At 51.6% G+C, this 11,612-nt stretch carries 13 protein-coding genes; 3 read left to right on the forward strand and 10 right to left on the reverse strand.

The window, feature by feature from the left end; genetic code table 11:
* Nucleotides 1-2 precede the first annotated feature (2 nt).
* The 8 genes from potI to GHC22_RS15555 form a co-directional block, all read right to left on the reverse strand.
* Entirely contained in the window at nucleotides 3-848 is an 846-nt protein-coding gene (potI, locus tag GHC22_RS15520) for a putrescine ABC transporter permease PotI (protein WP_008784246.1), read from the reverse strand.
* Entirely contained in the window at nucleotides 845-1,798 is a 954-nt protein-coding gene (gene potH, locus GHC22_RS15525) for a putrescine ABC transporter permease PotH (protein WP_043015734.1), read from the reverse strand. The genes potI and potH overlap by 4 nt, the downstream gene beginning before the upstream one ends.
* A gap of 9 nt (nucleotides 1,799-1,807) precedes the next feature.
* Complete coding sequence (gene potG / locus GHC22_RS15530) at nucleotides 1,808-2,941, reverse strand: putrescine ABC transporter ATP-binding subunit PotG (RefSeq protein WP_003831665.1); 1,134 nt, start codon at nucleotides 2,939-2,941, stop codon at nucleotides 1,808-1,810.
* Nucleotides 2,942-3,079: 138 nt separating this feature from the next.
* Nucleotides 3,080-4,192 (reverse strand): spermidine/putrescine ABC transporter substrate-binding protein PotF, encoded by a 1,113-nt coding sequence (gene potF / locus GHC22_RS15535; protein ID WP_136391668.1) that lies wholly within the window; start codon nucleotides 4,190-4,192, stop codon nucleotides 3,080-3,082.
* A gap of 433 nt (nucleotides 4,193-4,625) precedes the next feature.
* Complete coding sequence (locus GHC22_RS15540; RefSeq protein ID WP_100272709.1) at nucleotides 4,626-5,102, reverse strand: YbjN domain-containing protein; 477 nt, start codon at nucleotides 5,100-5,102, stop codon at nucleotides 4,626-4,628.
* Nucleotides 5,103-5,192: 90 nt separating this feature from the next.
* The gene (gene rimK / locus GHC22_RS15545; RefSeq protein ID WP_003831660.1) at nucleotides 5,193-6,095 is read right to left on the reverse strand and encodes a 30S ribosomal protein S6--L-glutamate ligase; all 903 of its coding nucleotides are present in this window, start codon (nucleotides 6,093-6,095) and stop codon (nucleotides 5,193-5,195) included.
* Between the two features lie 59 nt (nucleotides 6,096-6,154).
* Nucleotides 6,155-6,877 carry a nitroreductase NfsA gene (nfsA, locus tag GHC22_RS15550; RefSeq protein WP_153753436.1) on the reverse strand — a complete coding sequence of 241 codons (723 nt, stop codon included), beginning with the start codon at nucleotides 6,875-6,877 and terminating at the stop codon, nucleotides 6,155-6,157.
* Nucleotides 6,861-7,151, reverse strand: a complete 291-nt coding sequence (locus GHC22_RS15555) for a DUF1418 family protein (protein WP_003831656.1) — start codon at nucleotides 7,149-7,151, stop codon at nucleotides 6,861-6,863. The genes nfsA and GHC22_RS15555 overlap by 17 nt, the downstream gene beginning before the upstream one ends.
* Nucleotides 7,152-7,323: 172 nt before the next feature.
* Here GHC22_RS15555 and GHC22_RS15560 point away from each other — a divergent pair, with 172 nt between their 5' ends.
* Nucleotides 7,324-7,587, forward strand: a complete 264-nt coding sequence (locus tag GHC22_RS15560) for a GrxA family glutaredoxin (RefSeq protein WP_008784241.1) — start codon at nucleotides 7,324-7,326, stop codon at nucleotides 7,585-7,587.
* Between the two features lie 34 nt (nucleotides 7,588-7,621).
* Here the strand turns inward: GHC22_RS15560 and GHC22_RS15565 are convergent, their stop codons facing one another.
* Nucleotides 7,622-8,002, reverse strand: coding sequence for an inner membrane protein YbjM (locus GHC22_RS15565; protein WP_003035356.1), 381 nt, complete (start codon nucleotides 8,000-8,002; stop codon nucleotides 7,622-7,624).
* Nucleotides 8,003-8,271: 269 nt separating this feature from the next.
* On the opposite strand from GHC22_RS15565, the gene GHC22_RS15570 reads away from it, so the two are divergent.
* Complete coding sequence (locus GHC22_RS15570) at nucleotides 8,272-9,957, forward strand: aspartate:alanine antiporter (RefSeq protein WP_003831652.1); 1,686 nt, start codon at nucleotides 8,272-8,274, stop codon at nucleotides 9,955-9,957.
* A 271-nt stretch (nucleotides 9,958-10,228) separates the two neighbouring features.
* Entirely contained in the window at nucleotides 10,229-11,026 is a 798-nt protein-coding gene (locus GHC22_RS15575) for an SDR family NAD(P)-dependent oxidoreductase (protein ID WP_153753438.1), read from the forward strand.
* On the opposite strand, the gene GHC22_RS15580 is transcribed toward GHC22_RS15575, so the two are convergent.
* The gene (locus GHC22_RS15580) at nucleotides 11,013-11,573 is read right to left on the reverse strand and encodes a TetR/AcrR family transcriptional regulator (RefSeq protein ID WP_003831648.1); all 561 of its coding nucleotides are present in this window, start codon (nucleotides 11,571-11,573) and stop codon (nucleotides 11,013-11,015) included. The genes GHC22_RS15575 and GHC22_RS15580 overlap by 14 nt on opposite strands.
* Nucleotides 11,574-11,612: the final 39 nt, after the last annotated feature.

Genomic DNA, 11,612 nt, shown 5'->3' on the forward strand with positions numbered 1-11,612 from the left:
TTTCAGCCGCGTCTTGCACGTTGGATATCGCGGATCCGTTGTTTTTCTGTTCGCGCCATCAGATACCACGCGATAAATCCGATAATTCCTACCACACCAAGGATCAGCGTCGCCAGCGCGTTGATCTCCGGGTTCACCCCCATACGTACGCTGGAGAACACCAGCATCGGTAACGTTGTGGCGCCAGGACCAGAGACAAAGCTGGCAATAACCAGATCATCGAGTGACAGCGTGAAGGCTAATAGCCAACCGGAAATCACCGCCGGCATAATCATCGGCAGGGTGATGACGAAAAAGACCTTCAGCGGCGTGGCGCCGAGATCCATCGCCGCTTCCTCAATGGAGTGATCCAGTTCGCGCAAACGTGAAGAAATCACCACCGCCACATATGCCGTACAGAAAGTGACGTGCGCCAGCCATATGGTCAACATACCGCGATCCGCTGGCCAGCCGATGGCGTGAGCCAACGCTACAAACAGCAGCAGCAGCGACAAACCGGTAATGACATCTGGCATAACCAGCGGCGCGGTGATCATAAAAGCGAAACCATTCGAACCACGAAAACGACCAAAGCGCACCATTACCACGGCGGCGATGGTGCCAAGGATTGCCGCCATCGTCGCAGCACCCGCAGCAATCGTTAAACTCATGCCGACGGCGCTTATCATCGCGCTATCGTGGAAAAGCTCGCCATACCAACGTGTTGACCACCCCGCCCAGACCGTCACCAGCTTCGAGCTGTTAAACGAATAGATAACCAACATCAGCATCGGCGCGTACAGGAAGGTAAAGCCCACTACCAGGATAAAAATACGCCACGGCGAGCGAACGACCGGTAAGTTATTCATCCGTGTTCCCCCACGCTTTTTTGCTGATATTTGTGGAACCACATGATCGGCACAATCAGTAGCAGCAGCATAATAATGGCGACAGCAGAAGCCACCGGCCAGTCTCGGTTATTGAAAAACTCTTGCCAAAGCACACGGCCAATCATGATGCTATCCGGTCCGCCCAACAGTTCCGGGATCACAAACTCGCCAACAGCCGGAATAAATACCAGCATTGACCCGGCGATAATCCCACCCTTGGTCAACGGCACAATCACGCTAAAGAAGGTCTTAAGCGGCCGGGCACCTAAATCCAGCGCCGCTTCCACCAGCGAGTAATCGATACGGGTCAGCGCGGTATAAATCGGCAGCACCATAAAGGGCAAATAGGCGTAAACAATACCGATGTAGACCGCCAGATTGGTGTGCAGGATCGTCAACGGCTGGTCGATAACACCCAGCCACATCAGGAAGTTGTTCAACACGCCGTTATTTTTCAGGATCCCCATCCAGGCGTAAACACGAATCAAAAACGACGTCCAGGACGGCAGGATCACCAGCAGCAACAGAATATTGCGCGTCGAGGGCTTGCTGTGCGCGACCGCCCATGCCAGCGGATACCCCAGCAGCAGGCAACAGACAGTCGAAACTCCCGCCACCTGCAACGATTGCAGGTACGCATCAAAATAGAGCGGATCGTCCGTCAGTTGCAGGAAATTTCCTAAGTTGAGCGTGATGGAGAGCTGACCATCAGCCCATGAAACGAGGTCGGTATACGGTGGAATAGCGCGCGCCATTTCAGCCAAACTGATTTTGAAGACGATCAGAAACGGCAGCAGGAACAGGAGCAATAGCCACACATACGGCAGCGCGATCACCAGCTTGCGCCCGTGCTTCATTTGCAGCCGCGACATAAACAGCGTGAATCGCCCCGCTTTATCCACGCGTGCTGGAGGTTCAAGTGTACTCATCTTCGCTCCTTAAACCGTCAACACCACACAGCTGTCCGCATCCCAACACAAACGAACTTCGTCACCCCAGGTTGGTAATCCCTTACGATAACGATGTTCATTTTGTAGCTGAGCGCTAAGCATCTGGCCGCTTTTCAAACGTACATGGTACACCGACAAATCACCCAGATAGGCAATGTGCACCACTTCGCCTACCGCGAAGTTATAACCCTCTGGCGGAGGGGCTTCGCAGAGCATGATTTTTTCCGGACGCAGCGCAACATACACCGGGACGTTATCGACAACAGAAGCATCGGCGTCCACTTTCAGCGGATGCACCAGACCAGGAGACTCAATCACCAGACCATCTTCCTGGCGTTCTTTTAGCAGTCCCTCAAAAACGTTTACCGAACCGATAAACTCTGCGCTGTAACGCGTAGTCGGATGCTCATAGATCTCTTCCGGCTCGCCAATCTGGACAAATTTGCCACGGTTCATGATCGCAATACGGCCCGCCATCGTCATGGCTTCTTCCTGATCGTGTGTCACCATCACGCAGGTCACGCCGACGCGTTCAAGGATATCCACCACTTCCAGTTGCATGCGGTCTCGGAGTTTTTTATCCAGCGCTCCCATCGGCTCATCCAGCAGCAGCAGTTTTGGCCGTTTCGCCAGACTACGCGCCAGTGCCACACGCTGACGCTGGCCGCCAGAAAGCTGATGCGGCTTGCGTTTGGCGAACTCCTGCATATGCACGAGTCCCAGCATCTCATTCACCCGACTGGCGATTTCAGCCTTCGGCAGTTTGTCCTGCTTGAGGCCAAAGGCAATGTTCTGCTCGACAGTCATGTGCGGAAACAGAGCATAGGACTGAAACATCATATTAATCGGACGCAGATAAGGCGGGACATGCGCTAAATCGACGCCATCAAGCATGATTTGCCCAGTAGTCGGCAGTTCAAATCCCGCCAGCATCCGTAGCAGAGTCGATTTGCCACAGCCGGACGCGCCGAGCAGAGCAAATATTTCACCTTTGTAGATAGTAAGATTGACGTCATCAACGGCGTGCTGACCGTCAAATGACTTGGTCAGATTGCGAATTTCAAGCAGCGGGGTGAGCGCTTTGCGGATTTTCGCTTGTGGGCGTGGGGTTGCATCATTCACTCAGGTGCTCTCCGGCATAAAACAAAGAAACGGTGCAAATAACGCACCATAAAGGTGCGTATTGCCGGGTTATATGTGTCCGGGCTCAACGCTGCCCGGCAGGCAAAAATCCTGCCGGGTCATGTCCCAAACATCGGTTTATTTCCCGCTTTTTACCTTCGTCCATGCGCGGGTACGTACACGATCGATCTTCGGATCCTGTACTTTCAGTGTGAACAGCTTGGCGCGAACATCCGCAGGCGGGTAAATGCCCGGGTTGTCACGAACTTCAGGGCTGACCAGAGCCGTCGCTTCTTTGTTGGCATTGGCATAAAACACGTGGTCGGAGATATGCGCAATCACATCAGGGCGCAGCAGGTAATTGAGGAACTGATAGGCTTCATCTTTGTTTTTCGCATCGGCAGGCATCGCGAATACGTCAAAGAACGCCATTGCACCTTCTTTAGGAATTGAGAAGGAGATATTGACGCCATTTTTCGCTTCTTTCGCACGGTTTGCCGCTTGCCATACGTCCCCTGCCCAGCCAATCGCGACGCAGGTATCACCGTTTGCCAGGTCGTTGATATATTGCGAAGAGTGGAAGTAGCGAATATTTGGGCGCAGCTTCAACAGCAGATCGGTTGCTGGCCCGGTGTAATCATCCGCTTTGGTACTGTTTGGGTCTTTACCCAAATAGTTCAGCACCGTGGCAAACACCTCTTCGGGCGCATCGAGGAAAGAGACGCCGCAGCTTTTGAGTTTTTCCAGATTTTCTGGCTTGAGGATCAAATCCCAGCTATCAACCGGCGCATCCGGCCCCAGCACCGCTTTGACTTTATCCACGTTATAGCCAATACCGGTCGTAGCCCACATATACGGCATCGCGAACTTGTTGTCCGGATCGTGTTTACCCACCAACTTCAGCAGTTCAGGATCAAGATTTTTCCAGCCCGGCAATTTGCTCTTATCCAGCGGCTGGAATACGCCCGCAGTCAGTTGACGCTCAAGGAAGCTGGCAGAAGGAACGACAAGATCAAAGCCGGTGCTGCCAGCCATGAGCTTACCTTCCAGTACTTCATTGGAATCAAATACGTCATAGATAACTTTAATTCCGGTCTCTTTTTCAAAATTAGCCACCGTGTCCGGGGCGATATAATCAGACCAGTTATATATATGCAGCGTTTTTTGTTCAGCAGCGAGCGTGCCGGCAGAGATGGCCATCAGAGCACCCGCAACCAGGCCTGATAACCATTTTTTATTTAAGGCGGTCATAATCTCTTTCCTTCTGAAAGTTCGTTAACAAACGAACAAAAATGTCACACTCTAATGATATGCAAGAAACGTGCATATTCTTTCATGCGGCACCGATGAAAAGAGAGACCTCTCCTCATGCCGCTGTTGCTCGCTGGCATCCGCCGATGCATTCAACACACATTGTGGCCACAGGTCAGGTCACAAGGGGTTGTTTAAATGATGACGTTGGTAAGCTTCGCAAGAATAACTTTAGCCAGGAATTGTGGATATAGCCCAGATTAAAAAACGTCTTTTATCAATTTTTTATGCAGGAATTGTCTATGACATAAAGCGGAAGGCGCTGAATCGAGGTGAATAATTCTTTAATGAAAGGTTAAATGCAGAATAAAAACAGGCAATACGCAACCGCTCTGGCAGCGGCTGCGCGATATATGTCCAGATTCAGGAAGAATTAATGGAGGAAATGAATTTCAGCGGTGCTGTTTTGCGCATCTTCTTCAGCATTAAATAACAGCTGATGCGCTCCGGCTTCGAGGATCACCATCGATATTTGCTCTTCGCTCTGGCGAACAAAATATTCAAACTGCTCAAACGTTACGCCCGGCGTAACGGATAAAGACTGGCAAACCACCAGCTTTGGCAGATTATCATCCTGCATATCCAGAAAAGCTTTCACCGTCAGTGAACTGGCATTGATCGCAGACAGATCGGCTGCCAGTGGCAGCAATGCAGAAGGTCTGACTTCCGCCATCGCAGAAAACAGAATGACGTTATCGACCAAATCAACTTTTGCATCAAAGATGCCGTCAAAATTCTGCATGTGTGGCAAGTGCAGCGCCTGACAGGTATCGCATTCAAAAAAACTCATGCCCAGGTCGTCGAGCCATTGACGCAACGTATCCAGAGTGGGAACGACCAGTGATGTCATAATAATGTGCGACCTCTATTGATGAAAAAAATACCGGCACAGCTTACGCAAAAAGAGCGTGTCATACCACGATCGCAATCGATATTGCGCTTAGCCGCCGATTTTAAGACAAAATTCAGGCGTAGCATGGCGCTCGATCCACTGGATCATTTTCGCGGCAATGTCTATTCCGGTGGTTTTCTCCACGCCTTCCAGCCCCGGAGACGCGTTGACCTCCATGACCAGTGGCCCTCGATCAGCACGCAGAATATCAACGCCTGCAACGTCCAGGCCCATCGTCCGGGCGGCTTTGAGCGCAATTTCTCTTTCGCGCGGCGTGATACTCGCAATAGTCGCCACCCCACCGCGATGGAGATTAGAACGAAAATCGCCCTCTTTAGCCCGTCGTTCAATGGCGGCCACTACTTCATCGCCCACCACGAAACAGCGGATATCGCGACCCTTCGCTTCTTTGATATATTCCTGAACCAGGATATGGGCATTCACCCCACGAAAGGCATCTACCACGCTTTCTGCAGCCTGCCGCGTTTCCGCCAGCACCACGCCAATACCCTGGGTGCCTTCAACCAGTTTCACCACCAACGGCGCACCGCCAACCATGTCAATCATGTCGCTGGTATCGTCCGGAGAGTGAGCAATTCCGGTAATGGGTAAATCAATTCCCTGACGCGCCAGCAGCTGTAGCGAACGCAGCTTATCGCGCGCTCGCGTAATCGCTACCGATTCATTCAACGGATAGCTACCCAGCATCTCAAACTGGCGCAGCGCCGCCGTCCCATAAAAGGTAATCGCGGAACCAATCCGCGGGATCACCGCATCGAAATGAGGAAGCTGACGGCCCTTGTAATGAATAGAGGATGCCGCCGGGCTGATGTTCATATAGCAAGAAAGGGGATCGATAACTTCAACCAGGTGACCGCGCTGCATCGCCGCTTCACGCAGGCGTTTACAAGAATAGAGCGTTCCGTCCCGGGACAAAATGGCAATTTTCACCCTGCACCTCTCTGAATGACCTGGTAAAAGCTGGCGTATCATACACTGGGTTAAAATCTTTAGCGCGTAGCCCATCCCTGTTTATGCAAATATTCCAGGATAAAGGGGCGACTTTCTTTAATGATGGTACGGCGAATATGATCGCTCCAGGTGTCGCGGCGGGTATTGCTGCCTCGGGTCAGATAGTACTGCGCGAGCTGCTCATCATATTGCGCCAACACATCACTGTTGAGTGGCTGGTATTGGTTTTCTTGCACCACAAGCGACGCGGGCAGGCGCGGCTTGATATCCGGGTTATCCGCAGGCCAGCCGAGGCACAATCCAAAGAGCAGCAGAACATGTTGCGGAAGCTTCAGCAGTTCGGTGACCGGCTCAATATTGTTACGCAAACCGCCAATAAACACGCCGCCAAGTCCCAGCGACTCTGCCGCCGTCAATGCATTTTGCGCCATCATTGCAGTATCAACCACACCCAGCAGCAGCTGTTCCGCCAGCCCAAGTTGCGCGTCAGGGCAAATCTGCAAATGACGGTTAAAATCAGCGCAAAACACCCAGAACTCAGCGGCCTGTGCCACATGCTTTTGACCGCCAGATAAGGTAGCCAGTGATTCACGCAAGGATTTATCCGTTATGCGAACGATCGTCGTGCACTGTAGAAAACTGGAGCTTGACGTTCCCTGAGCGGCGGCAATAATCGCCTCACGCTGTGCATCCGAAATGGCATCATCAGTAAAATGGCGAATGGAACGGTGGCTGCGGAGTAAATCAATGGTTGGAGTCATCTCTTTTGTCTCTGTCTGAATCAGTTGAATCACCGGGTGTGCGAGACATCAGTTGCGGTGCCAGCAGTTGAGCAACACGCCACATCAACGCCACCGCAGCAGGGAGCATCAGCAGTACGCCCAGAAATATCATCACCACGCAGGCTAACGGGCTGTTAAGCGGTGCGGGCAAGGTGAGGTAATCGTTAAGCGATAGCAGCGCCAGCGATAACAAAACCATCCCAATTATTTCCAGCATCAATACGCTTTTGGGTAATACACCAATTGTGCGCATACGCGGCCTCCCGGCGAAATGGCTTCCATTATAAAACGTTCCGGCTTGCCGTGTTTAACAGATATAGCTTGAGGATATCAAAGCAACAGGCTGAACCTGCTTTCCATCCGTCACAAATCGCGGCATCATAACCATTATTGCCATCCGGCCTGATAAGTTCGAGGAGAAAGAGATGTTTGCCGTTATTTTTGGTCGCCCAGGGTGCCCGTATTGCGTGCGCGCAAAAGAATTAGCAGAAAAATTAAGCAGTGAGCATGAAGATTTTAACTTCCGCTACATTGATATCCATGCTGAAGGAATTACCAAAGCAGATCTGGAAAAGACGGTAGGTAAGCCAGTTGAAACCGTTCCGCAGATTTTTGTCGATCAAAAACACATCGGCGGCTGCACGGATTTTGAAGCTTGGGCAAAAGAGAACATGAATCTGTTCGCCTGATAGCGGTTTCTACGCCCTCACCTTGAGGGCGTCATCAGTTCTTTTTCCGTCGTTGATGCTGATTGAATAAGCTACTGATAAATAAAAAACATAATGCGCCAAGCGCGCACCAAAACACCGCACTAAACAACCACGCCAGCTCTTGCCACAATGAACGCGTCGGCATAAAAACGAACCGCATCAGTAACAGGCAGCACGGCGCCGCCAACATTGCACCAAGCAGGGGTTTGAGCACTTCCCGACGATGGGAAAAAAAGCTTGCTGCAGCACCCGGTAAGATAAAAAACAACAATCCGACCTCAGGATGCCCTGCCGCTCTGAATGCCCCTTTCACGTTCAGCGTTAATGAAAGACACACCACAATAAAGAGCACAAAGCAGCAGACCGCACTCGCCCAACTTTGCTTATGTTTCAATCGTTCCTCCTGACACATTCTCTATCGAACACTCTTTTCGCCCGCAGGCGTCCAGTCAGATAAAGTAACTCGGCATTCCATGCCAAAAACACACCCACACGATTCTTATAGCCGTTGATACGTAATGAGATTAAACTAACCGCATATATTGTTATGCTGCATTATTCGGGGCTGTGTACGATGCTATCGCCCCTTAATTTCTGGCAAAAACATTAGCGTAAATTGCCATTTCTTTCAATAGCTTACTAGTAAACAAGAAGTTAGTCTCCGTGAATATAAACGTCGCAGATTTGTTAAATGGGAATTACATCCTGTTATTATTTGTGGTCCTGGCTCTGGGCCTGTGTCTGGGCAAATTACGTCTGGGTTCAGTCCAACTCGGTAATTCCATTGGCGTTTTAGTGGTCTCCCTATTATTAGGTCAGCAGCACTTTAGTATTAACACCGATGCATTAAATCTCGGCTTTATGCTGTTTATTTTTTGCGTCGGCGTCGAAGCCGGTCCCAACTTTTTTTCGATTTTTTTTCGCGATGGGAAAAATTATCTAATGCTTGCCCTGGTGATGGTCGGTAGCGCAATGCTGATCGCGCTGGGGCTGGGTAAGCTATTTGGCTGGGATATCGGCCTGACGGCGGGTATGCTGGCTGGCTCGATGACCTCAACGCCGGTGCTGGTCGGCGCGGGTGATACCTTGCGCCATTCAGGAATGACAGGGACACAACTTTCAAGCGCTCTCGATAACCTGAGCCTGGGTTACGCCCTCACCTATTTGATTGGTCTGGTCAGTCTGATTGTTGGTGCGCGCTATTTGCCGAAACTCCAGCATCAGGACCTGCAAACCAGCGCCCAACAAATCGCGCGTGAACGAGGTCTGGACACCGACGCCAACCGTAAAGTGTACCTCCCGGTGATCCGCGCCTATCGCGTTGGCCCTGAGTTGGTGGCATGGGCCGATGGTAAAAATCTGCGCGAACTGGGTATTTATCGCCAGACCGGTTGTTACATTGAACGCATCCGTCGCAACGGCATTCTGGCCAACCCGGATGGTGATGCGGTGTTGCAAATGGGCGATGAGATAGCCCTGGTGGGTTATCCGGACGCCCATGCTCGCCTCGATCCCAGCTTCCGTAACGGTAAAGAGGTGTTCGATCGCGATCTGCTCGATATGCGCATCGTCACTGAAGAAATTGTGGTGAAAAACCACAATGCCGTTGGTCGTCGCCTGGCCCAGTTGAAACTAACCGACCATGGTTGTTTCCTGAACCGCGTGATCCGTAGCCAGATTGAAATGCCTATTGATGACAACGTCGTACTCAATAAAGGCGACGTGTTGCAGGTCAGCGGTGATGCTCGTCGCGTGAAAACCATTGCCGATCGTATCGGCTTCATTTCCATTCACAGTCAGGTGACCGATCTGCTGGCCTTCTGCGCCTTCTTTATCATCGGTCTGATGATCGGGATGATCACCTTCCAGTTCAGTAATTTCAGCTTCGGCATTGGGAATGCGGCTGGACTGCTGTTCGCCGGGATCATGCTGGGCTTCCTGCGAGCCAACCACCCCACATTTGGCTATATCCCACAGGGTGCGCTGAATATGGTGAAAGAGTTTGGCCTGATGGTATTCATGGCAGGCGTCGGTTTAAGCGCGGGCAGCGGCATTGGCAATGGCCTGGGCGCGGTCGGTGGTCAAATGTTGATTGCCGGTCTGGTAGTCAGCCTGGTTCCGGTTGTCATCTGTTTCTTGTTTGGTGCTTACGTATTGCGCATGAACCGTGCCCTGCTGTTTGGTGCCATGATGGGCGCACGTACCTGTGCTCCGGCAATGGAAATCATCAGCGACACCGCACGCAGCAACATCCCTGCGTTAGGTTATGCCGGGACCTACGCGATTGCCAACGTTCTGCTGACATTAGCGGGGACACTCATCGTCATTGTCTGGCCTGGCCTTGGTTAGCGCTGAAATTTTCCTTTAATTGAAAAATTTTTTGCAGGTAAGCAGAACTTTTCTTCAAGGCGTCAGTCATAACTATTGCCACTGCTTTTCTTTGATGTCCCCAATTTGTGGAGCCCATCAACCCCGCCGTTTTGGTTCAAGGTTGATGGGTTTTTTGTTGCCTGAAATTCGCGTTCATCGCCTGCCACCTCTGAAACGCCCCTCTAATTTGCAGCATGCCGGTTATGGCACATACTTTAAAACGGTGCTTTATCGGGGATGGGGGTTAGTCATGTTGCTTACTGGCAAAGTCGCAGTAATTTTTGGTGGCAGCGGGGCTATTGGTAGTACGGTTGCGCAGGCCATGGCGCGCGAAGGAGCCCATGTGTGTTTGGGTGCTCGCAGCCAGGAAAAGCTTGATCGGACGGCCAGTATTATCCGAATGGCAGGAGGTACAGTCGAAACCTTTATCACCGATGTACTCGACGAGCACAACGCATCGAAGGAAGTTACCCGCCTTGTAGAGCAAACCGGTGGAATAGATGTGGTGGTTAACGCAACGGGATTTATGCACGAACAGGGCAAACGCATTAACGCATTATCCCTCTCTGAGTTTATGAGCGGCATCACCCCTTTCCTCTCGGCGCAGTTCAATATCGCTAAAGCCGTAACGCCGCACATGGGCGGCAATCGTGCGGGCGTCATTCTCAGCGTTGTTGCCCCCGCGGCCCCGATGGCGATGCCTGGTCATCTGGGTCATATTGTTGGTTGTGCAGGAACAGAGGCTTTTATTAAAGCGCTCGCCAGCGAGGTAGGACCGGCAAATATCCGGGTCGTCGGCGTGCGCTCGCATGCGATTGTGGATGCTGTTGCAGCTGGCTCCTATACCGGAGAAATTTTCTCCGCCAAAGCACAGTCAATGGGTTTAACCGTCGATCAATGGTTAGGGGGGGCGGCGCAAAGTACCATGCTCGCGCGCCTGCCTACGCTTGCACAAATCGCTGAGGTCATGACCTTTCTTGCTTCAGACCATGCCAGCGCCATGACCGCGACGGTGGTGAATATTACCGGAGGCGCTACGCACAGCTGACTGTCGCGGGTATCCCTGCAATACGCTCCACCATCAGCAAGATATCTTCTCGCTGCAGCGGTTTTTTGTCCGTGACAAAATGCAGCGTCATTCCTTCAATAAACGCATCCAGCGCCCGCGCCGTAACCGGGTCAAACCACTGCTCCAGCGTTTGTTGGCTGCGTAGCATCCAGTTCTGCATCACCGTTTTCAACGCTGGTTTACGGCTGGCAAAAGCATACAGCTGATACATGAGCTCCATATTATCAGGCGTTGTGACCTGAGAGCCGTAAATCATATCGGTAATGGCATGGCAAGCCTGCGACGCATCCTTAACATCGGCAAAAAAGTCCTGATACTGCAGCATCATCCTGTCAGTAAAACGGCCAAATGCCTCCATCAAAAGCTCATCGATTCCCGAAAAGTAATAGGTCATAGAACCCAGTGGTACCTCGGCAATCATAGCGATTTTACGGTGTGTAACCCCATGAATACCATGGGCTATTACTGCATCCAGAGTCGCCTGAACTATTTTTTCCCGCCGCTGCGGATCGTTTGCACGTCGCACTACATTTCCTCTTCTTGCATTTGTGTACAAATGTACACA

This window comes from Citrobacter sp. H12-3-2 (assembly GCF_009649895.1).
Lineage (GTDB): Bacteria > Pseudomonadota > Gammaproteobacteria > Enterobacterales > Enterobacteriaceae > Citrobacter > Citrobacter portucalensis.

Excerpts from the sequence above, each read along its gene's own strand:
- potI (WP_008784246.1), bottom strand. The coding sequence starts at position 848 with ATGAATAACTTACCGGTCGTTCGCTCGCCGTGGCGTATTTTTATCCTG.
- potH (WP_043015734.1), bottom strand. The coding sequence starts at position 1,798 with ATGAGTACACTTGAACCTCCAGCACGCGTGGATAAAGCGGGGCGATTC.
- potF (WP_136391668.1), bottom strand. The coding sequence starts at position 4,192 with ATGACCGCCTTAAATAAAAAATGGTTATCAGGCCTGGTTGCGGGTGCT.
- GHC22_RS15540 (WP_100272709.1), bottom strand. The coding sequence starts at position 5,102 with ATGACATCACTGGTCGTTCCCACTCTGGATACGTTGCGTCAATGGCTC.
- nfsA (WP_153753436.1), bottom strand. The coding sequence starts at position 6,877 with ATGACTCCAACCATTGATTTACTCCGCAGCCACCGTTCCATTCGCCAT.
- GHC22_RS15555 (WP_003831656.1), bottom strand. The coding sequence starts at position 7,151 with ATGCGCACAATTGGTGTATTACCCAAAAGCGTATTGATGCTGGAAATA.
- GHC22_RS15560 (WP_008784241.1), top strand. The coding sequence starts at position 7,324 with ATGTTTGCCGTTATTTTTGGTCGCCCAGGGTGCCCGTATTGCGTGCGC.
- GHC22_RS15575 (WP_153753438.1), top strand. The coding sequence starts at position 10,229 with ATGTTGCTTACTGGCAAAGTCGCAGTAATTTTTGGTGGCAGCGGGGCT.